Below are 24,834 nucleotides of genomic sequence, written 5' to 3'. Positions count from 1 at the left end.
GTCGGATCTGAAGCCGTCGGTGCGCTACGGTTGATTTGCCCGGACGTGCTTCATATTAATAAGAAGCCGGTCCGGGAGGGGCCTATGCTTCGCGTGTTTTCCGTCTCGTGACCCGACAGTTCGATTGCTAATCATTAACTGCATGACTTAGATCGACTGAACTACTTCCCTTTCGACTCGCGAATCCGCACCTTGCGGCCAGCGATGAGATCAACGCACGAGAGGTGGTTGGAACATGACCGATCTGGAAATCGGCCCGCTGGCGGTGCCGCAGATCGAGCCGGCGACCGCGAGCACACCGCTGCGGCGCGCTGTCGGACGTTTGCAGGATGCGCTGCCGTCGGGTTGGCAGGTCGAAATCGTCGACGCCGGTGCGCCGAGCATCGTCGACGCACCGGGCCGTCAGCCGGTAGTCCGGGTGGTCATGCCAGGGGTTTGACTACCCCGTCCATCCCATCGGCATCAGCAGGGACTTCTGCTCGCAGAATGCATCCAGACCCTCTGGTCCGTTCTCCCGGCCGAGGCCGGAGTTCTTGTAACCGCCGAACGGCGAGCTCGGGTCGAATGCGTACCAATTGATCGCGTATGTTCCGGTACGCACCCGCGCCGCGATTTCCGCGCCGTGCTCGATATCGGCGGTCCAGACCGAGCCGGCCAGGCCGTATACGGAATCGTTCGCGATGGCCACTGCTTCGTCCTCGGTCTCGTATGGGATGACCGACAGGACCGGGCCGAAAATCTCCTCCTGCGCGATCGTCGACTTGTTGTCGACATCGGCGAAGATGGTCGGCTCGACGAACCAGCCGCGGTCCACATTTGCCGGGCGGCCGCCGCCGAGCACCAGTCGCGCGCCCTCCTCCTTCCCCTTTGCTATATAGCCCTCGACACGGTCGCGCTGACGTTCGGAGATCAGTGGGCCGAAGGTCGTCGCCGGATCGGTGGGATCGCCGGTCTTCAGCGTCTGCACGTGCTCGACCAGCGCGTCGAGGATCTCGTCGTAGCGGCTGCGCGGCGCGAGAATGCGGGTCTGCGCGACGCAACCCTGGCCGCTGTTCATCAGACCGGAGAAGGCGAGCACCGGGATATTGGCGATATCCATATCCGGCAACAGGATTGCCGCCGATTTGCCGCCGAGCTCGAGCGAGACACTCTTGAGCTGTCCGGTCGCAATGGCGCCGATCTTGCGACCGACCGCGGTGCTGCCAGTGAAGGTGACCTTGTCGACGCCCGGATGCGAGACCAGGTACTCCGCGGCATCCGCCTCGGCGGGCAGGATCGACAGCACGCCCTCGGGCAGGCCCGCCTCGGTGAAGATTTCCCCGATCTTGTTGGCGGTCAACGGAGTCAGCGGCGCGGGCTTGAGCACCACCGTGCATCCGGCGAGCAATGCGGGCGCCAGCTTATTGGCGGCGAGGAACAGCGGGACATTCCAGGCCGTGACGGCCGCGACCACACCGCGCGGTTCCCGCGAGACCCGCGCGGTACCGAACAGGCCGGTGCGGGTTTCGTTCCAGGGGAAGGACTCGGCCAGTCCGGCGTACGCGTCGAGCGCGGCCACTGCCGGAATCTGGTTGAGCGTCATCGCGATCATCTGCGGTGCGCCCATTTCCGCGGTGAGCGTGGCCAGCAGATCGGCCGAACGCTCCTCGATCAGGCGCGCGGCACGCGTCAGCACCTGGGCGCGCTCCGCGGGCGGTGTGGACGGCCACGGACCGTTGTCGAAGGCGTGCCGGGCGGCGGCTACGGCGGCGTCGACGTCGGCGCGACCGACCACCGGGACGCTGCCCACCGGCTCGACCGTCGCGGGCGAGATGACCTGGAGGCGCTCGGTGGCGGCGGGCGCGGTCCAGCGGCCGCCGATGAACAGGCTGTCGTAATGCATGAGAACACGTTACAGTTTTGTGGCCCGATTGTCTGTAACGTGTTCCAGTTTTCCATTCGGCCAGCGGTCTGAACTGCGCGAATTCCAACCTGTCGGTTCGCTTTTCAGAGAACGCACTATTGCGTTCTGTTGCTGCACCGGTCATGCTGTAGCTACTGATCAGCTCGCTCGATTCATGAACCGATTACGCAATTGGGGAGTCAGAGTCATGGCGGTGCAAGTGATCGGTCGGTCGCTGATGACCAGCGACCAGACCGAGCATCAAGCTAAAAGTGTCGGCGCAGGTGGGTGGGTAGTTTCCTTCCTACCGGGCCGGACGCTGACCATCGAGCAGGCAACCGCCGCGATGCAGGCCGCCGAGGCGGTCGCCGTCGTCGGAATGCTGGCTGATCAGGTCGGTCTGACCACCCTGGAGACGGTCGGTTTGGCCATTCAGGAGTCGCCATGGGCGGCCACGATCAACGCGTGCGGGCGCAGGAGCTGGCGCCGGGGCTGGCTGGAGAAGCGCTAGGGCTTGGTGGCCACTACCACCAGATTGCTCACCAGTAACTCTCGCAACACGGGTACGCGAACCATCCACCAGGCCCAACGCGGGTGGTAGCGGGGGAAAACGATGCGCACATCTGCGGAAGTGCTTGCCGCCCAACGCAACCCGTCGGCGGCGCCGACCGCGAACAGTGACTTGCCGAAGCGGTTCTTCGGTTCCCGGCCGGTCTTTCGACGGTATCGGCGCGCGGCGTACTCGCCACCTAGGTAGTGCCACGGCCCTGTTTCGTGGCCGCCGAACGGGCCGTGCCACACCGTGTACGAGAGCACGATCAAGCCGCCTGGACGGGTCACGCGGACCATTTCGTCAGCCATGACCCACGGCTGCGGCACATGCTCGGCGACATTCGAGGAGAAGCAGATGTCGACCGCGTTGTCCCGGAACGGCAGTGCCATCCCGGACCCGCGGACCGCGCCCGCTACCGAGAGTCCGGCGGCGTGCATCTCCGATGGGTCGGGCTCGACGGGGATGTAGCGCGCACCCGTCTTGACGAATTCGTCGGCGAAGTAGCCGGGGCCGCCACCGACATCCAGGATGGTCGCGCCATCGAGGCCGTGTCCGGTGACATCTGTGTAGAAATCGCCGAGCATCGCCGCGCTGTCGGCGGCCAGACCGCCGTAGAACAGTGCGGGATCGGTCTGCTCGAATCGGAAACTGCCGAGCAGCCGCAGCGACCGCCGCAAGGTCGCCCGCCGCGCGAACCGGGACACGGCTCGTCCGCGCCGTGGGGCATGCGTCGCCACGGCCTCGGCTGGCTCGGTTTCAGCAGTCGGCACGGCGCAGAGTCTCGCATAGTGCGGGCAACCCGCCGCAGTGCCGCCCACCTGGACTGGGAATTCTCGCGGGCGTCGGTTGTTGTTCATGCGGTGCGCGATCGCTGGTAAGGGCGCGGTGGAGGCTGGTCGGGCGGGTGCGCGGGTTAGGGTGTACGGCGATATCCGTGACCTGCTGACCGAGAGAAGCTCCACCGTGCGCGAAGTCCTCCTGCTGTGCTGGCGTGACACCGGGCACCCGCAGGGCGGCGGCAGCGAACGATACCTGGAACAGGTCGGCGCGCAGCTCGCCGCGCGCGGGGTCAAGGTAACGCTGCGCACCGCGCGTTATCCGGGCGCACCGAAGCGGGAGCGGATCGACGGCATCGATATCAGCCGGGCGGGCGGGCGGTTCTCCGTCTATCCACGGGCGCTGGCCGCGATCGCGTTCGGGCGACTCGGCATCGGGCCGCTGCGGGGGCTGCGGCCCGATGCGGTGATCGATACGCAGAACGGGATCCCGTTCTTCGCGGGTGCGGCGACCAAGGCGCCGTCGGTGGTGCTGGTGCATCACGGGCATCGGGAGCAATGGCCGGTCGCCGGACGGTTCGTCGGGCGGATCGGCTGGTGGATCGAATCGCGGCTCTCGCCGCGGGTGCATCGGCACAACCAATACCTGACCGTTTCGCTGCCCTCGGCCGAGGAACTGGCCACGCTGGGGGTGGACGGTTCCCGGATCGCGGTGGTCCGCAACGGCGCCGAACCCGTTCCAGTGGACGCGCCGACCGGCTGTGCGGAGACCCGCACCGAAGAGCCGCGCATCGTGGTGCTCTCGCGGTTGGTGCCGCACAAGCAGATCGAAGACGCGCTGGCGGTTGTCGCGCGACTACGGAGTCGGATTCCCGGCCTGCGACTCGATGTGATCGGCGACGGCTGGTGGGCGGACAACCTGAAGGCCGACGCCCGCCACCTCGGCATCGCCGACGCGGTCACCTTCCACGGCCACGTCGACGAGCGGCGCAAACACGAATTGCTCGCGCGCGCTTGGGTACACGTGCTGCCCTCGCGCAAGGAGGGCTGGGGCCTCGCGGTCATCGAGGCGGCGCAACACGGTGTACCGACGATCGGCTACCGCAGTTCACGCGGACTCACCGATTCCATTGTCGACGGGGTGACCGGGGTGCTCGTCGACGATGTGAGCCAGCTCTCCGAGTCCGTCGGTGAGCTCGTCGACGACACCGAGGCGCGCGCTGTCATGGGGGAGAAGGCGCGTGCCCGTGCGCGTGAATTCTCTTGGGAGCAAACCGGGAACGGTGTGTACGAGGTGCTCGCGGCCGCGGCTCGAGGTGAGCACAGCTCGGGGCTTATCCCGCCTGGACCCTGATCGACCGCGCTCGCGCGAGCGATTTGTCGGTGACGTGCGCGGGCGGATGTCGTGGCCTGCGTATCCGAACCCCGCAGAGCCGGTGCGTAGTGCGCCAGCTCGGCTGCGGTCCTACCGCAATCGCATATCCAGGCAGTACCGCGCAATGGTCGGTCGGGTATGTGGGCCGTCAACGGTTTTCACGTGGTTGGGCGTGGGCGCAATATGGCCGCGAGCAGCAGGCCACCGACCAGTAGGGCGGCCCAGAGGATGTGGGCGGCGTAGGCGATCACGCGGTGCGCGGACTGTGATTCTTCGAAATGGCCGGTGGCGTCGGGAACTCGGTACAGCGCCAGTTGGGAGTCGGCGTAGACCGGGTCCAGCTGGGCGAGTGTTGTTTTCGACTCGCCGAGCGGTCCGGGCGTGGTGCGTTCGACGAGGACCCAGCCGACCCCGAGCTCACCCAACCGCCGCGCCGAATCACCGTGCAGCAGTGCGGTTTCCACCTCCCGGGCCCGGGTGCCCTCACCGGCCACGATGCGCCCGTGCACCGGAAGCTCGCCGGTCTGCAACACATCGCGCGGCAACATTCGTGGCGCCGGATCCAATACCGCCACTTTGCCGCTGTACGGGAACTTCCGAAACATTCCGCCGGGCAAGACCGCAACATCCCCAGGCCCATCGATCCGTTCCGCAACCCGCAGCCAGCCGACCGGATAATGCACCGGCTTCAGCGCCCCACCCACTCCCCAGGCCAAATCGAATAATGGCAGCACCAGCAGCGCGATGAATACCGTTGCGGTCAAGGCCATCCAGGGCGAGCGGGCGGCCTCCTTCGTCGCGGCACTCTTCGCTGCGAAGCGCAGCACGACCGCTCGACACCCAGCGGCGGCGCACAGCACGTACGCAGGCATGGCTAGCGCCACATACTTCTGCGTATCCCGCAACAACCCCGCACCGGGCACATGACCGACAAGCCACTCCATGCCGCTCATGCCCCAGGACGTCGCCCCCAATGCGGGCAGTAGGACGGCAAGAGCCGCAAGTAGCAGCAATGCGCGACGGACTCGCAAGCTCTCCCGATCGATGCCGCGAGTGGCGATTGTCGCGGCATCGGGGTGCGTCGAATTCGTGGCGTCGCCTACGGGAGTCGCGCTGGCGCCGGATGTCTCGGCCGCCTCGCGATTCGAACCCGCGTCGCCTGTGCCGGATTCGACGTCATCGGCTTGGAGAGGGGAGATTGCGGAATCGCCGGACATTTCGGCAGCAGAAGCTGGCGGATGGGTTGTGGCGGTGTCGGATTCATCGGCAAGTGAAGTGCTCGTCGAAGGGGTGGACTGACGAGCGGTACGGCCGTTCGTAGTGCCCGTCTCGATACCCGCGGTGGCGCGGATGCCGAGGGCTACGAGGGCCAGGAGTAGTGCGGTGGCGATCAGGGCGAGGGGGGTGGTGCGGGAGCCGGGGACCGAGTCGGCGTTCCATATTCCGCCGAGTCCGGCCAGCGAGCCGAAGGTACCGAGGGCGGGTTCGGCGCGGGCGGCGAAGGCGGCGATTCCTGCGGGGTCGGAGGGTTCGGAGCCTGCGCCGGACAGTGCCGTCGCGGTCAACCAGGGTGCGGACGTGGCCAGCAGCAGTGCAAGCGTTCCAAGTAGATTTCGGCGTCCGACCAGGACCATCGCGGTGCAGCCCGCCAGCAGCGCACCCGTCGGGGTCAGTCCCGCGGCCGCGAAGCATCCCGCCAGAGCCGCCCACGAACTCACGGCACTCGTGCGCGAAGCGGACTTTCCGCTTCGGCTCAGCGTCTCGAGTGGCGGCTTCCTGGGGTCTGGGTTGATCGAACAGCGGATTCGGTACGCGGCCAATGCGGTCCAGGGCAGGGCCGCATATCCGGTCAGGAGGCTCCAGTGGCCTTGTAGGAGACGTTCGGCGACGTATGGGTTCCACATGGCGACCGTGACGGCCACCAGTTGGGGGCCGGTCGATACCCGGAGCAATTCGCGGGACAGGACCGCGGCGCCGAATCCGGCTGCCCACAATGCGACTAGCAGTATCGCCTTGACGATCGAACCGCCGTCGATGAGCGGTGCGAGCGCTGCCAGCAGCGCATCCTGGGGGACTGCGCGTGGGGCCGCGTCGCCGAGACCGAGCGCGGAGTCCGTCAGGTAGGAACGCGGTGTGCTCACTGCGTCGCGCAGCAGCAGATAGCCCGGCCCGAGCAATGGGCCTGCGATGAGCAGTGCCAGCAGGCCGCTGTAACCGGCGGGGACGAACCTTGCCCACCGGGTGCGTCGAGCCGGGCCGCTGCCACTCACGCCTGTGCACCTTACGTACCGGCGAGCAAGCCGCCACCTTCCGGTACCGAGTGCCTGTCATGGGCATCACCTGCCAGGCGACTCAATGCCGTTCTTGCAGAGCCGCCCGACGTTCGACCGCCCGCACCGCGGGAAAGTCGGCGGCGAAGCCGCGCAACAGTTGCAGCGTCTCGTCCACGGGTCGTCCCGTGGTCGCCGTGTCGATCGCGCCGTACAAGCGCTCTTCCACCAGCGCCACCTCCGCGGCGAGCCGGCGTCCGGCGGATGTGAGGCCGAGGGTGATCTGGCGTCGGTCGACGGACCCGGCCTGCTTATCGATCAGGTCCATAGCGACGAGTCGGTCGACAAGTCGGCTCGGGCTGCCACCGGTCTCGCAAACCAGCAGGTCGCCGAGCCCGGCCAAGGTCAGCGGCTGATGGTCGGCAAGTACGCGCAGGACCTCGGCCTGGGATGGAGTCAGTCCCAGTGGTCGTAACTCGGACGACAGTTTTCGGTTGCCCTCCCGCTGAATGGCGAGGATGAGATAGCGCAGTTCCTCAGCCGGCCGCACGGGTTCGCACCTGCCGAGCGCCGTCGAATGAGCGGGTGGACGTCATGGGCTACCACTTTAGATGTCGTGTAACGGGCTGACGCGCGGCAGCCCGCTGCTGAGCTCCTCGTCACGTAGGAACGCGGCGATGGCGTTCGCGTAGGTGTGCGGGTGGGAGAAGCGGAACATGTGGCCGGTGCGTTCCAGGACGACTTCCCTGGCGTCCGGGATGCCCTCCTGTAGCACCGTCGCCGCCGCTTCGCCGATCAAGACGTCATGCGAGGGCGTGAGGATGAGCGTGGGCACCGCCACCTGCCCGAGTTCGCCGGTGTAGTCGGCGTTCAGCGCCGCGATCGCCCGGGCGCCGAAGGATCGGGCGGGGGTGTTGTCCAGGAACAGGTTCCGGCTGTCGGCCTTGTTCCACGGGACCTGCCCCTCGTGATCATGCGGCGAGGCCAGATTGTGGGCGTGAGCGCGCAGGGCCACCTGACGGTAGAGACTGCCGCGCATCCGCCCCATGGCGCGCATCGCGGTTTTCAGAACGGGCGAAGAGATCGGATTGGCGGCGAATCCGCCCGACAACACCAGGCCTTTCAGGCCGCGCGGTCGGCGGACGGCCAGCGCGAGCGCGACATTCGCGCCGAAGGAATCGCCGATCAGTACGAACTCCTGCAGATCCCCGACCACTTCGGCCACGGCATCGGCATAGGTCTCCATATCGGCGACGGCTTCGGGGAGCCGCATTGTGCGCATGGGATGGGCGGCCAGTGGCGTGAGTTGCTCGATATCCCACGGGGCGCCGGAGAAGCAGGGAACAAGGACGAGAGTCGGTTCGGTCACGCATTTAGATTACACGACATACATGTCGTGTAATCTAAATAGTGATGCAGGTCACGGCGATTCAGATGGTGGGCGCGTGCGGGGCGCGGGGTGGTGGGGTGGGACGATTGCCGCGTGCCCGCTGTCCGTCGTCTCCCCGTTGTGGCGGATCTGACGTTGGTCACGGCAGGGGCGATGACGGCCAATGTGGCGGGATATCTGCTGCAGATGCTGGCCAGCCGGTGGTTGGGGGTCACCGGATACAGCGAATTCGCCAGTCTGCTCGCGGTGCAGCTCTTGTGCGCGGTACCTGCCCTTGCACTCCAGAACGTGGTTGCCAGGGAACTGGTGCGCGGGTCGAGCGTGGCCGCACTGCGCGGGTTGCAGTGGCGGTGTGCGGTGATCGTCGCGGTAGCCGCCGCGGTGCTGGTACCGGTTGTGACGGCGGTACTGAATGTCGGCGTACTCGCCGGTGCAGCCGCCCTCGGTGCGGCCCCCGCCTTGGTCCTGCTGTCCGGTGAACAGGGAATCCTGCAGGGCAGCAGACGCTTCCGAGCCCTGGCCGTAGTCCTGGGCGCGGCCGGGGTAGCGCGGGTGGTCCCGGCATTGGTGGTCCTCGCGGCGGGTGGCGGCACAGCTCCCGCACTGTGTGCCGCCGCTGCGGGAATCGTCGTCGCCGCCGCGTTCGCCCGCTCCACCGCAGGCTCGCCCCCGGTACGCACTCGCCCCGCTGTCGCCCCCGCGACGGAACGGTCGCCGGACGTTACCTCCGAAGGCGCTGGCGCCGAAGGACCGATGCCCGGATTCACAGCTCAGGGTGTGCGTTCCGTCGGAGTGCTGCCGGTCTTGCGGGCGGCGCAGGTGCAGGCGGCGTTGATGGCATTGTCGTCGGCGGATTTGATCGTTGCGCGAATAGTTTTGGCCGAGGCGGATGCGAGCCGGTACGCGCTGGGGGCGATCGCGGCGAAGATCGCGTTCTGGCTGCCGCAGGCCGTGGGAGTCGTGCTGTATCCGCGGATGGCGCAGCCGACGCATTCGGCGCGTGCGATCCGGGATGCACTGGCGGTGCTGTCGGGCATCGGAATCGTGGCGGTATCGGGCGCTGCCCTGGCGGCACCGCTCGCGCCATTGTTCGCGGGTCAGGATTACGCGCCGATCCAAGGCTTGCTGTGGTTGTTCGCCCTACAGGGAGCCGTACTGGCGGTGCTGCAGGGTGCACTGCTTTCGGCGATCGCGGTGGACCGCACCGCCCTCGCCGCGGTGACCTGGCTCGGCCTGCTGGTCGAGGTGGTCCTCATGGCCTGCTTCGCCCGCTCGGTACCGACGCTGATCACCACCGCGGTCTGTGTCGCGGCCGCTACCACAACGCTCGTGGCGGTGATCGTGTTGCGTACCGCCGACCGCTCCGGGACCGCCGGACCGCCGGGCGCATCCAGCTGATCACGCGCTAGCCGAGCGCCGGGCCGACCATACGCGCGTCGTAGAGCCGTCGACTCGCCTAGCATCACCAGCATGATCACCGCTGTGCACACGCTGGTTTACGCGGAGGATCCGGACGCGGCCCGCGCCTTCTTCCGTGACGTTCTCGGCTGGCCGAATGTCGACGCCCACGACGGGTGGCTCATATTCGGGACGGGGCCGAGTGAGCTCGGGGTGCATCCGGCGGATGGGCCGCCGCGTCACGAGATTTCGTTGATGTGCGATGACCTCGAGCAGACGATGGCGGAATTGGGCGGGCGTGGGGCGGAATTCGTGGGTGAGATCGCCGAGCGGGGTTTCGGGCGCTGTATCGAGATGAAGATTCCCGGCGCGGGAGTGCTGCTGCTGTATCAGCCGTCGCATCCCGTTGCCTATCCGCTGGGTCCGTCCGCGCCCTGAATCGACCTACGCGAAAACGAACTCGGCTCCCCGGCATAACGCCGGGGAGCCGAGTGGTCGGACTGACGATCAGAGATTCTTCTGGATCCTGATCTGCTCGGTCGGAGCATCATCCCTGCCGCGACCCGGCCCACGCCGACCCGCACCGTCCCCGCCGCGGATCCCGAGGAACACACCGCCGACCACGGCGGCGACGCCGAGCACACCGAGCACGATCGGCATGATCCGGCCATACAGCGACAGCTTGTCGATGTTCTCCTTGGCCACCGAGATCTGCGATTCGATGGTGTTCTCGTCGAAGACGAGGTGCGACTTCAGCGCGGTGACGTCCGGGTGGTCGCCGCTGCGCGCGTAGTACAGGTGGATCTGCTCGCCACCCTTGATCACGGTGCCGGTCTGCGGCTCGACCCACAGGTCGCGGGTGTCGGTGTAGAAGCGGGTCATGGTGACCGGGTCATCGCCCTCGAGGCCCCACTTCGAGGCGGGCAGGCTCAGCTTGTTGGACGGCGACTGGATCACGTCCCACAAGTTGGTGGCCGGGACCGACATCTGGAAGTGGTAGACCTTCATGTCGTTGATCTCGGACTCTTCGATGAACTTGGCGTCGTAGGACTTACGCGCATTGACATCGAAGTACGGGTAGGTCTTCTTCTCGGTGCCGATCGGGAAGCGGTACTGCAGACCGGTGTGCTGGACCGGGTCGGCGATGCTCTGCATGTCCTTGTTCACCGTGACGGCGATGGAGCCGTTGGGGTCCTTGGCCACCGGCGCGCCGGTCTTGCGGTCGATGGTGACCCGGTCGACGGTCGCGGTGAGCAGGCCGGTGTCGCCCTGCTTATCGATGCGCCGCAGGGTCTGACCGGCCTGGACGGTCATCTCGGTGGCGTCGGAGGGCTCCTCGACGGTGAGGAACCGCTGCGAGATCAGCGGTACGTTTGTGTCGATCTTGGCCGCGCCCTCCGGTGCGGTGAGCGACTTGGCGTCCAGGACCAGGCTGTCCTCGCCCGGCTGGTTCGTCGCGATCGTGGTGATCTCGAGATCGAGTGGAGTTTTCGCCAGTTTGCTGACGGTGTAGGTCGGGATCATCACCGCGGCGACGATCAGCAACGCACCCAGACCCACGAGCAGGCAGGCCACCGTCCTTCTGGTTCCGGCACTCAGTGCCATGCAAACTCTCCTCGTCGTAGAACACAGGTCTGTCCGGCGAGTACTGCGGGCGCGCCGCTGCACTCGTGAGCCCCGACACTAACAGCCCGATGTCGTACCATGCGGTGCCGAGGCCGGATTCGACCCAGAAATCGCCCGAGTCTAGCGCGAAATCTGAAACGTGGGGTTACCAGCTGGTAGGACATCCTGCAGACTGGAGTCCGATGACCGCCACTCTTTCCGCTCCGACCACCGACGCACCCGCGCGTACCCGCGGTTTCGTGCCTGCCTTGGAAGGTATGCGCGGCATGGCCGCACTCGGTGTGCTGCTGACGCACGTCGCATTCCAGACCGGCGCCGCGAATACGCCTGTGCTCGGGCGGATTTGGGAACGGTTCGATATGGCGGTCGCGGTGTTCTTCGCGCTGTCCGGATTCCTGCTGTGGCGTCCGCATGCGGCGCTCGCGCGCGGACTGGGCACCGCGCCGCCGGTCGGCCATTATTTGCGGCATCGGGCGGCGCGCATTCTGCCCGCGTATTGGGTGGTCGTCGCCGCGGTACTGATCCTGGTGCCGAGTGCGGCCGATACCGCAGGCCTGCGGGTATGGGCTTCGAATCTGGCGTTGACGCAGGTATTCGTGCCGCTCACGCTCACCGATGGACTCACCCAGATGTGGAGTCTGTCCGTCGAAGTGGCCTTCTATCTCGCGCTGCCGCTGCTGGCATTCGCGGCGGTGCGGTTGCGTGGCGATGCCGCGCGCTGGCGCATCCCCGCGATTCTCGCGCTCGCGGTGGTGAGCCTGGGCTGGAACTTCATTCCGGTGCCGACTCCCGACGCCATTCACGCCGATAATTGGCTGCCCGGATATCTGCCGTGGTTCGCGGGCGGCATGTTGCTCGCCGAACTCGTCGACGATAGGGATCAGCTATCACCACGGCTTCGGCTGCTCGCCAATCAGCCGGTGATGTGGAGCATCGCGCTGGTCGCATTCCTGATCTCCGCCACCGACCTGGGCGGTCCCGCCGGGCTGACGCGGGCCGAGCCCTGGCAGTACGCGGCGAAGATGGGTTTCGGCGCGATCATCGGTTTCGCGCTGCTCGCTCCGCTGGTGTTGCGCCCGCCCGGCGCGCGTCCGCATCGCTGGTTGGAATCCGGGGTCGCCGCGATGATCGGGCGCTGGTCCTACGGCATCTTCCTCTGGCATCTCGCGGTGCTCTCGGTAGTGTTCCCGATTTTCGGAATCCTGCCGTTCGGCGGCAACTTCGGCAAGGTGCTCATCCTGACGATCGCGATCACCCTCCCGATCGCCGCGGCCAGCTATGCACTCATCGAGGAACCGGCGCGCCGGTTCGCGCGTGATCGCGATCGTGCGAAGGCCGCGCGCTCGGCTGCGACCGTGACAGAAGCGCGTGACGAGACGGTTGGCTGAGCGGATTCGGGCCTGCGGCGAGTGAATTGCCGACGCCCGGAGACTGTGAGCTGGTGGCCGCAGGACTCGGCGTCGCGAGATCGGGCGGTTGTGATCAGCTGTCGAGCTGGCGGCGGATGTCGAGCAGATGGTGCCGGAGCTCGTGCAGCGTGTGCAGGGCGAGCCAACGCAGTGGACGTTCCAGGCGCTGCGGGAAGTTGTAGATGATGGTCCGGTCCCAGTCCGCGCGTGCCAGCCGATCGAGGACGTTGGCGAAGAGCAGGGCCGCATCGTCGAGTTGCCGGGCGACATCGGCCGGATGCTGCTCGTTGTACCCGTCGTGCTCGACGCGTTCATCGCGACCCATCGGCTCGAGCACGGGAGTATCGACCCGGCGCGCGAGCAACACCCGTTCCCGTTGTGCGAGCAGGACATCCCGCACATGGCAGGCATACTCCAACGGCGACCACACATCCGGCGCGGTGCGCTGCCGAAGTACCCGACCGTCACCGGCGAGCAGTGCCGCGTATTCCGCTGCGTGGCCCCTGGTCAGCGCCGACACCTCGGGAACCAAGGCAGGGTCGTACTCGAATCCGCACTCTGCGCAGTCCGTCACCTGTTCGAGGCTATGCCCTCAACGATGCTCACGTCGGGCGGGCAGAGCGGCGATGCCGACGGCGATCACGGCGAGCAGTGCGGGTACTTGCACCCACAGCGAGCCGCCCATGTATCCGCCTGCGGCGCGCCATGGTCCGGTGGACAAGGCTGCCGCCGCGGTGGCGGTGCCCAGGCCCGCGACGGCGGTGAGGACTTTCGGCGTCACCCGTGCGGAGAACCGAGCGGCGGCGAGCGTGACAACGGTCAGTGCGGTGCCGACCGGCCCGGCGATGACTGTTGCGACAGCAGCGATTCCGAGCGCGCCGAGAACGCGACTACCCCAGGTGGTCGGGGGTGACGCGTCGTCGGCTGCGTGCACGTTGGAGTCGGCACGGCTGCGCTTGCCAGGCGGATTCCGAGAGGCGTCTGTGCCCGCGGGTGAATTCGGCTCCGGGCCAACGGTTGCCGGGATCCGGCGCTTGCGGGGGATGGCGATCAGGATCAGCGGGATGAGCAGCAGCAGGCCGCCGAAGATGCTGAGGCGGTACCAGCGGTCGATGGGGAATGAGACAGTGACGGGATTCGAGTAGTTGTCCGGGAGCAGCCAGCCTTGCTGCCAGCCGTTGACCACGACCGGCTCGAGTTCTTTGCCGTCGGCGGTGCGCGCCTGCCAACCGACATTGGTACTGAGCGGCAGGACGAGGAGCTGTCCCGATGTCGCAGTGGGCGCAACGGCGAAATCGGTGCGGTTGAGGCGAAGTCGGTCGACGAAGAAGAGATCCGTCGGTGCGACCGTCACGTCCGCTCGCCCCGCGGCCAACGCGATCGTGTCGGTGGACTCGAGACCGGTGTCGGCCGCATCCGGTGTGCGAGCTGTACTCGGGCCATTTCCGGGTGCGGGGCGGGCATTCCCGGTGTTCGCCAACTCGGGCGGAAGTTCCGAATCCGCGCAAACACGAGCGGGAACCGGTGCACCAGAGCGCAATTCATCAGCAGTCGCGGTGACGGACGTATGCACGAATCGTCCACCGAATGCAATCGTCGGCCCCTGCGCACACGGGACGGTGATCAGCCGATCCCCCGGAGCGGGCGCAGGGTAATCGGGACCGAGTACCGCTACCTCGGCGAGACCGGGCGGCTGCGTCTGGGCGAACCCGAGGGCGGTGCGGTCGAGTACCGGCCGCCAGGTCTGGATGCTCAGTTCGATGCGGTCGGTCACGGTGGGCTGCAATGAGACTCGGGTCGATTCGCCCGGTTCGATCTCGCGAACCTGTGGGCCGTTGCCGAGATTCACGACTATCGAAAGCGGTGCGGCGGGCAGCTCGCCGAGCGACGGTGTCACGTCCAACCCTGTCACCAGCGCGGGTTCGGGCAATTCCAGTGTGAGTGTCGGTTTGCCGCCCGCCAGATTCCGCACCGAATCCTCCGGCGCGGTCCAACTCGTACGCGGATCCCCATCGGTGGCCGCGAAGGCGGACCCACGGAGGTCGCCGACGTCTGCCTTACCGCGGGCGACGGGACGCGTGTGGTCGGTGAGCAGTGCCTCGAGTGCTGGACCCTGTCGAGTCCGCACGGTCAACTGCGGCGTCACACCGACTGGTTCTGGTACCGACAAGGTGCGTTCGAAGGCGCCGGGTTCCTCCGGTGCCAGGGCGAGTCCCTTGCTGCACCGCACCCGGTCCGGCGCATCGAAACACGCACTGCGCCCGGGAAATTCCTGACCGAGATCCCAGGCCCGCACCTGCGCGCCCGCCGGGGTGGGCGGCAGCACGGTCCGATGCCGAATATCGACCCGCACCGGCGCACTCCGGTCGGTGTAGTCGTCCAGAGTCAGCTCGCTGATTCCGAATTGCCCACCGCGCGTACCGTCCTCGGTACGGATGGCAGTGATGGTGAGCCAGCCCGTCTTGCCCGCAGGCAGCGAAATAGAAACCGGCATACCAGGTTCGGGAATGCGCGCGGACACACTCCCGTTGGCGGTCCGCACCTCGACCCACTTCACCGGATCGCCGATCGCGGCCGCGCTGGTGGTCAGCTCGAGCAGTCCGGAGCTGATCGGATGGTCGAGATCGAGCCGAAGCCATTGTCCCAGTGCGTGTTCGGCGCCATTGCTGATCCACGCGGTCGACGGATCACCGTCGACAACCGCGGCCGTCGAACTGCCCGGCGCGGAGCCGCCCAACTGCGTGGCGTCAGCGGCGGAACTCGATGCGGTGACCGTCGCACCGGACCATTCCCCGCGCACCAATTCCGCACCGGGAACGGCATAGTCGGGCACAAGGTTGTGCGTGCGGCGCGCATCGTCGGGAGCGCGCAGCGCCGAATTGTGATTGTCGACCCGACCGAAGTCGGCTTCCCGGTCCATCGGCGTATCCGTCACCGTCAACGGCCCGATCGGCAATCCGGCCGCCGCCGCATCGGATGCGAGAAGTGTCGGCGCGGTTCCGGGATCGCGACGCAACCGTTCGAGCACTTCCGGCCCGCCCTGAACCGTCCCGACCGAGGTCATGGGCACCGTGTAGGCACCGGGGAATGATGTCGGCGCGCCTGTGCCGCTCTGAATCTCGATCGGCATGCCCACCGGTGATGCCTCGACGCGATAGATCTCGACCGCCCGATACGCGGGGCGCAGATCACCATCGGCGACCAGACCATCGGGTCTGACAGTCTCGATCGGGTTGCCGAATTCGGCCACCTTGCGTATCCCTGGCGACCCGTCGATCGCCTGATGCGCCAGCATCGGCCGGGTCGAACGCGACGTCTCCGGATCGAGATCGTTGCGCAACACCAGAATTCCGATGCCCTGCTCGGCCAGCGTCGCAGCGAGACCGGTCGACGGCCTACCGTCGGCGATCAACCGCTGCACCGAATCCATGGCGCGGATGGTGCCCGGCGGATTCAGCGGCACCGCATCCCGGATAGCCCACGGCGTACTCGCGAGCGCCTGCAGCGGTTCGTCGCGGGTGAGGCCCCACACCTGACTGCCGAAGGGTGCGCCGGGCACGACCAGCGCTCGGGTATCGGAGGCATTGTGGGACAACCACTGCGCCGTCTGCTTCCAGTACCCGGGCACTTCGTCGTAGGCGCCGCGCGGCGCGAGCTTCGCGGTCCAGGCCAATGAGGTGGACAGCGCGAGCGCGGTGAGGATCAAGGCGGCGACGGCGACCGACCTATCGCGTTCGGGATGTGCGAAGGCGCTGCGCCACACCGGCATCGGGACGGACGCGGGCAACGGCACCTTGCTCAACATATGAGCGAGACCGAGCACCAACGGAATGCGGATCAGCGGTTCCAGCTTGTGCACATTGCGCAGCGGCGCACCTCCGGCATCCAGGAATACTCGCACCGAATCCGCGAACGGCCCGCTCAGTTCACCGACAAATCCGGCACAGATCCCGACCAGCCCGACCAGCAGAATCAGCGCGAGCCGCCCGCGATACGGCATGGACCGCATCGCCAATCCGGCCATACCCGCCGCCGCGAGCAGTCCGGTGGCCAGCACGGCGGCGGGCTGGGTCACCAGCACCGCGCCCGCGATCCGCTCTGGGGAGACGAACGGTGTCCAACTGTCGGTGCCGCGCAGCACTTCACCGAGCGAGGCCCACTGCGTGGTCACCCCTGACGATTCGATGTAGTCCAGGAACGGCGGACTCACCTTGCCGAGCAACAGCAACGGCACCGCCCACCAGAATGTGGCCAGCACAAGCAGCGGAATCCAGGCCCGGGTGAACCGCCACCACCTCCGGTTCGGTCGATACGACGCCCACCACAGCAACGCGGGCAGAAATGCGGCGACCGTCGCCACCGCATTGACCGCACCCATCAATGCCAAGGCCAGCGCACTACCTGCGGGCGAGGCCGCACCGCCGCGCCGGTTCCGGTAGGCGGTGCCCAGCGCGGCGGGCGCGAGCAGCACCCACGGCGCGAGCACCATCGGCAGCGTCTCCGAGGAGATCGAACCGAGCGTGGTCAGCACCCGCGGTGACAGTGCGAATGCCGCAGCCGCCACGATCCGCGATCCGCGTGCGCCGATGCCGAGCGCTTCGCAGAGCCGCACGATGCCCCAGAACCCGGCGAGCAGCAGCAACGCCCACCAGATCCGCTGGGTCACCCAGGCGGGCAGACCGAGTACATGCCCGGCCGAGAAGAACGCGCCGTGGGGGAAGAAATATCCGTAGGCCTGGTTCTGCACCTGCCCCATCGGGGCCTGACTGCTCCACAGGTGGGCGGCGCGTTCGAGGAAACCCAGCGGATTCTGCGCCAGGTCGTATTTGGTGTCGGCGACCGTCAGGCCGGGCGCCTGGAGAAAGGTGAGCAGGAACGCCGCGACCACGGTCCCGACGAACCAGCCTCTGCCGAGCGGGGCGCTGTCGTGTCGCCGCGCCGCGCCGGAGGAACCGAACGAGTCGGTAGACGAAACAGCAGGCTGTGTCGAATCTGCGGCGCTCACCGGCCCTCCGTGGTTACGCAGGCTGCCGCCTGCGGGCCTATCGTTCGCGCCGCTGGGAATCAGCGGCTGCCGTACTCAACGTTGTTGAGTAGCGAGGAGGTGGAGTCGGAGCGCTCGATATCGGGCCGCGTGTTCTGCTGCACTGCCATCGTGATGACGAATACCGCGATCACGCCCAATACGGCGCCCGCGACCGCACTCGCAACACCAGGGACAGCAAACTTCATCGCGGCACTCCAATACATCGATGCAGGCACATTCTGGGCCAACCTAGCAGGGCCGCGCGCGATCACCTACGTTCAGGCCATTGATAGCTGAATCGAATAGCGAGCGCGGGTCGCTCAGCTCGGGATGGCGCAGTGCAAACTGCCGAGCAATGTGCGCAGTTTGGCGGTGGTCTCGTCCAACTCGGCGTGCGGATCCGAAGCGGCCACGATGCCGCCGCCCGCGAAGGCACGGATCGAGCGCCCGTCGGCGGCGATTTCCGCGCTGCGAATCGCGACCACCCATTCGCCGTCGCCGTACGCGTCGCACCAGCCGACCGCGCCGCCGTAGAAGCCGCGTTCCTCTTCTATGTGCGCGATGGTGTCGAGGGCGAGATCGGTCGGCGTGCCACAGACCGCGGGGGTGGGGTGCAAGCGGATCGCCAGGTCTAGCGCGGTCGTCGCGGGATCGCGTAGGCGACCGGTGATCGGAGTGGCCAGATGCCAGACCTCGTGGGTATTGATCAGCTGCGGGCTGTCCGGAATGGTGAGTTCCGCGCAGACCGGCGCGAGCACCTCCCGAATCCACTCGATGACGAACGCATGCTCATCACGATTCTTGGTGCTGGCCAACAACTCTCGCGCCTGCGCGGCATCGTCGTCCGGATCGGCGAGGCGCGGCGATGTCCCCGCGAGCGGATGCAGCGTGACGGTCGCGCCATGCCGTGCGACCAGTACCTCCGGGGTGGCGCCGACCAGCGTCGCACCCGGGCGGCCCGCGGCCGTCAGGTCGACCGCGAAAACATTCGCATGCGGATGCCTGGTCAGCAGATGTCCCGCGACCAGCTCCGGTTCCAGCGCGCGGTCGGCTTCGGCCAGCACCGATCGAGCGGCCACGACCTTGCGCAGCGGCTGCGCCGGATCGTTCAGTTGCTCGACCAGTTTCGTCACCCGCGCGACATGCTCTGCCGGACTTGGTATTTCGGTGATGACCCGAACGGCGGGAAGGTCCGGCAGTGCCGCTGGCCGCCATGGCCCGACCGTGCGCTGTGCCTGCTCGGGCACGCAAAGCGCGGCCGAATTCCGGGGATCGAACGGCAGGGCGCCGACGATCAGCTCGGCGGTCCCGTCCCGCAGCGCCGCCACCGCCCGCGCCGCCTCGTCGAAGGTGACCCGGGTCCCCGACGCGCGGATCACCCCACCGGGCTGAGCGAGCAAGAAACCGTTCATGATCCCTCGACCCTAACCCCGCAAACCCGGAGCAGAGCCACCCGAGCGATCCAAATCTCAGCGGCGCGGTTCCTTACCCGGCGGCACCATGAGCACCGGACGGTGGCAATGCTTGAGTACGGCGTCGGCGACGCTGCTGTGCATCAGCGCTCGAATACCGGTGGCGCCGCGCGTCCCTGCCACGATGATGTCGACGTCGAGGTCGTCGGCGGTTTCGACGATGGCGTTCCAGATCGTCGATGTGCACTCCGCGGTGCGCGCCTCGGCGTTGAGACCGGCGAGTTTGGCCAGGCGGACGCCCTCGATATTGATATTGCGGGCATCGACATAGGCGACGTCCTCGATCTCCTCGTCGGGCACCCATTCCGGCTGCATCACACCGGAGAGTCCGGACAGCCGAGCGGCCTGGCGCACCATGGGTTCCCAGGCGGTGAGCACCACCGCTCTGTTCGCCGCGAGGAACCGTCCGGCGTATTCGATGGCCCGCTTGGCATTTTCGGAACCGTCATAGGCAATGAGCATGAGATCGCACGGCACGATGACCTCCAGGTAGGAGTCATTTGGCTACGTCACAACATTACTCCCGACAACCCCGTCACGAGGTATTGCGGCGCGCGGATAATCTGCTGCGGGAACGGATTGAACGGCGAAAAAACCGACTGGGCGACACGGACCAGGAGCGGATATGTCCGATGCGAACGAACTGGTGTTCTTCGGCAGGCACGAGATCGACCCCCGGACCCTGCTGTTCTATGAATGGCGGCAGCGGCTCGAATCGGGCTATCCGGTGGCCGAGTTCGAGTCCGAGGTGCGCGCGCTCGTCGCCGTAGATCATGTCGAACCGGCCGAATGCTGGGCGGTTTTCGATCGGCTCGAAAGCACCGAACGCGATCCCGACTGGCGTTATGACGAATCCGAAACCGAGGCACCGCAGTCGGTGATCCGGCCGGTCGCGCCGATACCCGAGTTGTTCGAGCGGATCCACGGCGGTTGGCTCGGGCGCTGCGTCGGCTGCACGCTGGGCAAGCCGCTGGAAAACGGATTCGTCTGGACGCCTGCGCGAATCCGCGCCTATCTCGAGCGTGCCGATGCCTATCCGCTGATCGACTATGTCCCCGCATTATTGCCGCCGTCGCCGGAATATCCGTTGAATCCGACGTGGCCGGTATCGGCTAAAGGCCGCATCGACGGTGCACCGCGTGATGACGATGTCGATTACACCGTGCTGGGATTGCACCTATTGGAAACATGCGGAACGAATTTCACGCAATCCGATGTCGCGGATGCCTGGTTGGAACATCTGCCATTTCTGCAGACCTACACCGCGGAGCGGGTCGCTTACCGCAATCTGATCGCCGGTCGGAAACCGCCGGAAGTGGCCGGGTATCGAAATCCGTACCGCGAGTGGATAGGTGCGATGATCCGCGCGGATATCTACGGTTACGTCAACCCGGGTAAACCCGCGCGCGCCGCCGAGCTCGCCGCCCGCGATGCCGGGCTTTCGCATACCGGCAACGGTGTGTACGCGGCGATGTGGGCTGCCGCATTGGTAGCTGCGGCTTTCACTGCCGAAGGCGTACCGGATGCGCTTTCGGTTGCCCAGCAATGCATTCCGGACCGTTCGAGGTTGCACGTCGCGGTTGCCGAAGTGATCGCGGACCATGACCGCGGCATGTCATGGGAGCGGGCCCTCGAAGTCATCCACCGCCGCCACGATCACTACAACTGGGTGCACGCCATTCCGAACGCCTGCCTCGTCACCGCCGGTTTACTCTGGGGCGCAGGCGATTTCACCCGCACCATCGCGCTGACCGTGCAGGGCGGCTGCGATACCGACTCCAATGGCGCGACGGCGGGGTCGGTCGCCGGAATCCGCGCCGGTGCCAGCGGAATCCCGACCCACTGGACCGATCCGTTCCACGACCGACTGCACAGCGCGGTCTTCGGCCACGACGGCAGCCGAATCTCCGACCTGGCCCGCCGGACGCTGCGAGTGGCCGCTAGCCATACCTGAGTCGGACCGTCCGGAGCACGCCGATTACCGTGGGCTTATGCGGAAGACGCCTCTCGTTCTGCTCGCAATCCTCGCCGCCGTCGCGACGGCGTGCTCGAACGGCGACTCCAGTCCCGCGCCGTCGAAATCCGCGATTCCCGCCGTGACGGCCGGTTCCGCGGCTCCCGCCGCCACCACCGCCAAACGTGACTGCGGTGCCGACTACCTCGCGAAACTCACCCTGCGCGAGAAACTGGGGCAACTGCTGACGGTCGGTGTCACCGGCGCCGACGACGCCACGAATGTGGTGCGCAATTCGCAGGTCGGCGGCATTTTCGTCGGCGGCTGGACCGATAAGTCGCTGCTGGGCGACGGCCTGATCAAACAGGTCAAGGCCGCCGCCAAGGTGCCGCTGATGGTGACCATCGATGAGGAGGGCGGCCGCGTCTCCCGGGCCAAGGATCTGATCGGCGTCGCCCCGTCGGCCCGGGTGACCGCGCAGACCATGACCGCCGATCAGTTCCACGACGCCACCGTGACCCGCGGCCGCGCCCTGAAGGATCTGGGCGTCACGGTGGACTTCGCCCCGGACGTCGATGTGAGCAGTCAGCCCGACGACTCCGTCATCGGTGACCGGTCCTTCTCCGACGATCCCGCGGTGGTCACCGAATACGCCGGCGCTTACATCCGCGCCATGAACGAGGTCGGCGTCGGCACGGTGATGAAGCACTTCCCTGGCCACGGCTCCGGATCGGGCGATTCGCACACCGGCGCCGTCCGCACCCCGCCGTTGACGCAGTTGCAGAGTGTCGATCTCGTGCCGTTCCGCAATCTGGTCGACTCCGGCGCCGCCGCCATGGTCGGCCACCTCGACGTACCCGGCCTGACCACCCCCGATGTCCCCGCCAGCATCAGTCCGGAGGCCATGGCGCTGCTGCGCGACGGCACCGGCTACGGCGCGGCGCCGTTCCAGGGTCCGATCTTCACCGACGACCTCGGCGGCATGGCCGCCATCACGAGCCGGATGAGCATCGAGGACGCGGTCGAGGCGGCGCTGATCGCCGGTGCCGACAATGCCCTGTGGATCACCACCGATGCGGTGCCGCAGGTGCTGGATCGCCTCGAGCAGGCGGTATCGAGTGGGCGCTTGTCCACCGAGCGGGTCGACGCCTCGGTGCTGCGGATGGCTCGATTCAAGGGCGCGCTGCAGTCCTGCTGACGGTGGCCTTTCCAGCGACCCGCAAGCAGTCGCTGGTGGCTGTCGTATGTTGTACAGCCGCCTTATCGCCGTACACCCGTAGTATTCCTCTGCTGGACAGCTGAACAGCTGCGCCTGCGAATCCAAGGACATCGCGGTCCGAAGGATGGGAGCCGAGTGCCGATAGTTCGCCGAACTTACTAACGCGCAATCCGACCCGCCGAACTTACCTTGGAGTAATATAAGAGTTTCACCATGTGGTAGGAGAGTGATGGCGGGCGGAACGAAGCGACTTCCTCGGGCGGTTCGTGAGCAGCAGATGCTCGACGCCGCGGTCGAGGTTTTCTCGCGTAGGGGGTTCCACGACACCTCGATGGACGCGATCGCCGCCGAGGCGAAAATCTCCAAGCCGATGCTCTACCTCTACTACGGCTCCAAGGATGAATTGTTCCGCGCCTGCATCCAGCGCGAGGGGCTGCGCTTCATCGAATCGGTGGCACCGGCGGGCAATCCGCAACTGTCCCCACATGAACAAGTGCGCACGGCGCTCGAGGGTTTCCTCGGATTCGTCGACCGCAATCGCAACTCCTGGCAGGTGCTCTATCGCCAAGCGATCGGCCAGCAGGCCTTCGCCTCGGAAATCGAGAACGCCCGCGAACGCGTCATCGAACTGACCGCCAAACTGCTCGAATCCAGCGCCAAGCACGCCGAACCCGGCACCAACTTCGACGTTGTCGCCGTGGCCGTCATCGGTGCGGGCGAGGCCATCGCCGACCGCGTAGCCAGCGGCCGCATCGAGGTCTCCGAGGCGGTCGACCTCTTGGACGACCTCGCCTGGCGCGGTCTTGCGGGGCGCAAGAAGGCGGAGTAGCTGCCCGGGGCGGATTGCGCCGAATCGCTGCCCCCGAGTGCGCGCACTCTTTGTCCCAGCTGCACGCCCCATACAGCCGGTGTGCGGTAGATCAAAGGTGGAGTACGTGCCCGAGTAGCCCTGTGGGTTTGGCTGCTCTGGCCCGTAGCGGCGCACCCCGATTTTGGGGCGTGTGGGTTCATGTAGGTGTACCGGAGTGCACTCTCGAAAGACCGTAGTGGCCGGCTGCCCAGCGCGCCATTGTCATAGCAGCGCAACTCTATTCGCAGCTGTATATGCGTATTGGGGTGGTGGGGTCCGGGCACAGGGGGTGTGCCGCACGCCGGGGCAGTGGCTCGGCTTGCGGCGGCGTTGACGGACTGCCAGAGTGCGGGAGATCAAGAGAGTGGACCGGCGCAATGGCCGGGGAACGGGGCGGAATTGTTCGGGATGTTGCGGCCTTGTCCGCATGGGGCCGAGAAGTACGGGATCGATGCGAGCACGTGGCGGGCACATATGTGTGGGCTGTGTTTGGGGCTGCGGGATGGGCACGGGCAGTTGGCGCGGGCGGCGACCAATACCGATGCGATCGTCCTGAGCGTGCTGACCGAGGCGCAGATGTCCGGCTCGATCGGGCGGACCACGGCGGCCCCGTGCGCGCTGCGGGGGATGCGTCGCGCCGAGGTGGCGAGTGCGGATTCGCCGGGCGTACTGCTGGCTGCCACCGCGTCACTGTTGCTGGGATCGGCCAAGATTCGCGATCACGTCGACGATGGTGACGGTTCCGTCCTCACTCGGCGTCCGATGACGAAGGTGTCGAGCCGCTGGGCCGACCGCGCGCGCTCGCAGGCATCCATGATCGGCCTCGATGTGGAACCGCTTGTCGCCGCGATCAATTCGCAGTCGCACCTGGAAGCCCTCGCCTCGGTGGGTGCCAACCGCTCCACCGCCTCCGCGGCGGGTACGTCGGAAAATGCGTCTCGCACAATCTCTCTCGACGAGCTGACCGCACCGACACAGATCTGCGCGGCGGAATTCTTCGCGCACACCGCGGTGCTGGCCGACCGCCCCGATAACGTCGCCGCTTTGCGTGTGGCGGGCCGGAATTTCGGACGGATAGCGCATCTCGCCGATGCCGTCGCAGACTTCGACGACGACCGAACCCGCGGCCGCTTCAACCCGCTCGCCGCCACCGGAACCACCATGCCCGAGGCATACGATCTGCTGCGGCAATCGGATTCGCACCTGCGCAAGGCCGTCGCGGAGGCGAAACTCGACCAGGTCCCGACCGTCCGCTGGATGCTGCTCGATCCGCTGCACGCCTTGGTGCGGAGAGTCGGCCGTGGTCTCGGCGTAACCGCCCACGCCTGCAGCACATCTCGGCACAGCGCGACAATGCAGTACCCGATGCCGCCGGGAACGGGATTCGAGAAGCCGCCGCGTCGCCCCGGGATCGGCGAGGCGCTGGCTTTGGTTCTCGGCGTCTACTGCACCGGCTACGCCTGCTGCGCCGACCACACCAACCCCTGCAACGGCAAGCGCAAGGACGCCTGGATCAAGAACTGCGACTGCGGCGATTGCTGTGACTGCGGCGATTGCAGCTGTAATTGCTGTGGCAACTGCTGCGACTGTGACGGCTGCTGCTGCGACGGTTGCGGCTGCGACTGCTGAAACTC

General features: G+C 66.8%; 21 protein-coding genes. 10 read left to right on the top strand and 11 right to left on the bottom strand.

Annotated features, from left to right (window positions below):
• Nucleotides 1–235 precede the first annotated feature (235 nt).
• Nucleotides 236–439, top strand: coding sequence for a hypothetical protein (locus ACQPZ2_RS42735; RefSeq protein ID WP_433523513.1), 204 nt, complete (start codon nucleotides 236–238; stop codon nucleotides 437–439).
• Here ACQPZ2_RS42735 and ACQPZ2_RS42730 read toward each other — a convergent pair whose 3' ends face one another.
• Nucleotides 440–1,882: an aldehyde dehydrogenase gene (locus tag ACQPZ2_RS42730; protein ID WP_433523512.1), complete on the bottom strand. Its 1,443-nt coding sequence runs from the start codon at nucleotides 1,880–1,882 to the stop codon at nucleotides 440–442. It lies immediately after the preceding gene.
• 208 nt (nucleotides 1,883–2,090) lie between these two features.
• Between ACQPZ2_RS42730 and ACQPZ2_RS42725 the strand changes: the two genes are divergently transcribed.
• Entirely contained in the window at nucleotides 2,091–2,393 is a 303-nt protein-coding gene (locus ACQPZ2_RS42725; RefSeq protein ID WP_433523511.1) for a hypothetical protein, read from the top strand.
• Here the strand turns inward: ACQPZ2_RS42725 and ACQPZ2_RS42720 are convergent.
• The gene (locus ACQPZ2_RS42720; RefSeq protein WP_433527680.1) at nucleotides 2,390–3,172 is read right to left on the bottom strand and encodes a class I SAM-dependent methyltransferase; all 783 of its coding nucleotides are present in this window, start codon (nucleotides 3,170–3,172) and stop codon (nucleotides 2,390–2,392) included. The genes ACQPZ2_RS42725 and ACQPZ2_RS42720 overlap by 4 nt on opposite strands.
• 226 nt (nucleotides 3,173–3,398) lie before the next feature.
• Here ACQPZ2_RS42720 and ACQPZ2_RS42715 point away from each other — a divergent pair, with 226 nt between their 5' ends.
• Nucleotides 3,399–4,565: a glycosyltransferase family 4 protein gene (locus ACQPZ2_RS42715; RefSeq protein ID WP_063046408.1), complete on the top strand. Its 1,167-nt coding sequence runs from the start codon at nucleotides 3,399–3,401 to the stop codon at nucleotides 4,563–4,565.
• 179 nt (nucleotides 4,566–4,744) lie between these two features.
• On the opposite strand, the gene ACQPZ2_RS42710 is transcribed toward ACQPZ2_RS42715, so the two are convergent.
• The 3 genes from ACQPZ2_RS42710 to ACQPZ2_RS42700 all read right to left on the bottom strand — a co-directional run bounded on the left by ACQPZ2_RS42710 (nucleotide 4,745) and on the right by ACQPZ2_RS42700 (nucleotide 8,225).
• A complete protein-coding gene (locus ACQPZ2_RS42710; protein WP_433523510.1) occupies nucleotides 4,745–6,856 on the bottom strand; it encodes a hypothetical protein in 2,112 nt (703 codons plus the stop codon).
• Nucleotides 6,857–6,938: 82 nt separating this feature from the next.
• Complete coding sequence (locus ACQPZ2_RS42705) at nucleotides 6,939–7,406, bottom strand: MarR family winged helix-turn-helix transcriptional regulator (RefSeq protein ID WP_063046406.1); 468 nt, start codon at nucleotides 7,404–7,406, stop codon at nucleotides 6,939–6,941.
• 57 nt (nucleotides 7,407–7,463) lie between these two features.
• Entirely contained in the window at nucleotides 7,464–8,225 is a 762-nt protein-coding gene (locus ACQPZ2_RS42700; RefSeq protein ID WP_433523509.1) for an alpha/beta fold hydrolase, read from the bottom strand.
• A gap of 174 nt (nucleotides 8,226–8,399) precedes the next feature.
• Here ACQPZ2_RS42700 and ACQPZ2_RS42695 point away from each other — a divergent pair, with 174 nt between their 5' ends.
• Nucleotides 8,400–9,644: a polysaccharide biosynthesis protein gene (locus ACQPZ2_RS42695; RefSeq protein WP_433527679.1), complete on the top strand. Its 1,245-nt coding sequence runs from the start codon at nucleotides 8,400–8,402 to the stop codon at nucleotides 9,642–9,644.
• A 72-nt stretch (nucleotides 9,645–9,716) separates the two neighbouring features.
• The gene (locus ACQPZ2_RS42690) at nucleotides 9,717–10,082 is read left to right on the top strand and encodes a VOC family protein (RefSeq protein ID WP_433523508.1); all 366 of its coding nucleotides are present in this window, start codon (nucleotides 9,717–9,719) and stop codon (nucleotides 10,080–10,082) included.
• A gap of 69 nt (nucleotides 10,083–10,151) precedes the next feature.
• Here the strand turns inward: ACQPZ2_RS42690 and ACQPZ2_RS42685 are convergent, their stop codons facing one another.
• On the bottom strand, nucleotides 10,152–11,249 hold the full coding sequence (locus ACQPZ2_RS42685) for a DUF3068 domain-containing protein (protein ID WP_433523507.1): 1,098 nt from the start codon (nucleotides 11,247–11,249) through the stop codon (nucleotides 10,152–10,154).
• Nucleotides 11,250–11,452: 203 nt separating this feature from the next.
• On the opposite strand from ACQPZ2_RS42685, the gene ACQPZ2_RS42680 reads away from it, so the two are divergent.
• A complete protein-coding gene (locus tag ACQPZ2_RS42680) occupies nucleotides 11,453–12,658 on the top strand; it encodes an acyltransferase family protein (RefSeq protein ID WP_433523506.1) in 1,206 nt (401 codons plus the stop codon).
• A 94-nt stretch (nucleotides 12,659–12,752) separates the two neighbouring features.
• On the opposite strand, the gene ACQPZ2_RS42675 is transcribed toward ACQPZ2_RS42680, so the two are convergent.
• The 5 genes from ACQPZ2_RS42675 to ACQPZ2_RS42655 all read right to left on the bottom strand — a co-directional run bounded on the left by ACQPZ2_RS42675 (nucleotide 12,753) and on the right by ACQPZ2_RS42655 (nucleotide 19,654).
• Nucleotides 12,753–13,253 (bottom strand): DinB family protein, encoded by a 501-nt coding sequence (locus tag ACQPZ2_RS42675; RefSeq protein ID WP_433523505.1) that lies wholly within the window; start codon nucleotides 13,251–13,253, stop codon nucleotides 12,753–12,755.
• Nucleotides 13,254–13,271: 18 nt separating this feature from the next.
• Entirely contained in the window at nucleotides 13,272–17,684 is a 4,413-nt protein-coding gene (locus ACQPZ2_RS42670) for an alpha-(1->3)-arabinofuranosyltransferase domain-containing protein (RefSeq protein WP_433523504.1), read from the bottom strand.
• 59 nt (nucleotides 17,685–17,743) lie between these two features.
• Complete coding sequence (locus ACQPZ2_RS42665) at nucleotides 17,744–17,911, bottom strand: DUF2613 domain-containing protein (RefSeq protein WP_083898253.1); 168 nt, start codon at nucleotides 17,909–17,911, stop codon at nucleotides 17,744–17,746.
• A gap of 114 nt (nucleotides 17,912–18,025) precedes the next feature.
• On the bottom strand, nucleotides 18,026–19,117 hold the full coding sequence (locus tag ACQPZ2_RS42660) for an isochorismate synthase (protein WP_433523503.1): 1,092 nt from the start codon (nucleotides 19,115–19,117) through the stop codon (nucleotides 18,026–18,028).
• Between the two features lie 57 nt (nucleotides 19,118–19,174).
• Nucleotides 19,175–19,654, bottom strand: a complete 480-nt coding sequence (locus tag ACQPZ2_RS42655; protein ID WP_433523502.1) for a universal stress protein — start codon at nucleotides 19,652–19,654, stop codon at nucleotides 19,175–19,177.
• A 148-nt stretch (nucleotides 19,655–19,802) separates the two neighbouring features.
• On the opposite strand from ACQPZ2_RS42655, the gene ACQPZ2_RS42650 reads away from it, so the two are divergent.
• From ACQPZ2_RS42650 to ACQPZ2_RS42635, 4 genes are all read left to right on the top strand, one after another.
• Nucleotides 19,803–21,131, top strand: coding sequence for an ADP-ribosylglycohydrolase family protein (locus ACQPZ2_RS42650; RefSeq protein ID WP_433523501.1), 1,329 nt, complete (start codon nucleotides 19,803–19,805; stop codon nucleotides 21,129–21,131).
• Between the two features lie 37 nt (nucleotides 21,132–21,168).
• Nucleotides 21,169–22,329, top strand: coding sequence for a glycoside hydrolase family 3 N-terminal domain-containing protein (locus ACQPZ2_RS42645; protein ID WP_433523500.1), 1,161 nt, complete (start codon nucleotides 21,169–21,171; stop codon nucleotides 22,327–22,329).
• 250 nt (nucleotides 22,330–22,579) lie between these two features.
• Nucleotides 22,580–23,179, top strand: a complete 600-nt coding sequence (locus ACQPZ2_RS42640) for a TetR/AcrR family transcriptional regulator (RefSeq protein ID WP_354956604.1) — start codon at nucleotides 22,580–22,582, stop codon at nucleotides 23,177–23,179.
• Between the two features lie 429 nt (nucleotides 23,180–23,608).
• The gene (locus ACQPZ2_RS42635) at nucleotides 23,609–24,829 is read left to right on the top strand and encodes a DUF5685 family protein (protein WP_433523499.1); all 1,221 of its coding nucleotides are present in this window, start codon (nucleotides 23,609–23,611) and stop codon (nucleotides 24,827–24,829) included.
• Nucleotides 24,830–24,834: the final 5 nt, after the last annotated feature.

Origin of the sequence: Nocardia pseudovaccinii (assembly GCF_050942345.1) — a bacterium.
GTDB lineage: Bacteria > Actinomycetota > Actinomycetes > Mycobacteriales > Mycobacteriaceae > Nocardia > Nocardia pseudovaccinii.
This window is presented reverse-complemented; position numbering and strand designations above follow the sequence as displayed.

Excerpts from the sequence above, each read along its gene's own strand:
- ACQPZ2_RS42695 (WP_433527679.1), top strand. The coding sequence starts at position 8,400 with ATGACGGCCAATGTGGCGGGATATCTGCTGCAGATGCTGGCCAGCCGG.
- ACQPZ2_RS42645 (WP_433523500.1), top strand. The coding sequence starts at position 21,169 with ATGCGGAAGACGCCTCTCGTTCTGCTCGCAATCCTCGCCGCCGTCGCG.
- ACQPZ2_RS42685 (WP_433523507.1), bottom strand. The coding sequence starts at position 11,249 with ATGGCACTGAGTGCCGGAACCAGAAGGACGGTGGCCTGCCTGCTCGTG.
- ACQPZ2_RS42650 (WP_433523501.1), top strand. The coding sequence starts at position 19,803 with ATGTCCGATGCGAACGAACTGGTGTTCTTCGGCAGGCACGAGATCGAC.
- ACQPZ2_RS42690 (WP_433523508.1), top strand. The coding sequence starts at position 9,717 with ATGATCACCGCTGTGCACACGCTGGTTTACGCGGAGGATCCGGACGCG.
- ACQPZ2_RS42635 (WP_433523499.1), top strand. The coding sequence starts at position 23,609 with ATGTTGCGGCCTTGTCCGCATGGGGCCGAGAAGTACGGGATCGATGCG.
- ACQPZ2_RS42735 (WP_433523513.1), top strand. The coding sequence starts at position 236 with ATGACCGATCTGGAAATCGGCCCGCTGGCGGTGCCGCAGATCGAGCCG.
- ACQPZ2_RS42725 (WP_433523511.1), top strand. The coding sequence starts at position 2,091 with ATGGCGGTGCAAGTGATCGGTCGGTCGCTGATGACCAGCGACCAGACC.
- ACQPZ2_RS42680 (WP_433523506.1), top strand. The coding sequence starts at position 11,453 with ATGACCGCCACTCTTTCCGCTCCGACCACCGACGCACCCGCGCGTACC.
- ACQPZ2_RS42665 (WP_083898253.1), bottom strand. The coding sequence starts at position 17,911 with ATGAAGTTTGCTGTCCCTGGTGTTGCGAGTGCGGTCGCGGGCGCCGTA.
- ACQPZ2_RS42640 (WP_354956604.1), top strand. The coding sequence starts at position 22,580 with ATGGCGGGCGGAACGAAGCGACTTCCTCGGGCGGTTCGTGAGCAGCAG.
- ACQPZ2_RS42660 (WP_433523503.1), bottom strand. The coding sequence starts at position 19,117 with ATGAACGGTTTCTTGCTCGCTCAGCCCGGTGGGGTGATCCGCGCGTCG.
- ACQPZ2_RS42730 (WP_433523512.1), bottom strand. The coding sequence starts at position 1,882 with ATGCATTACGACAGCCTGTTCATCGGCGGCCGCTGGACCGCGCCCGCC.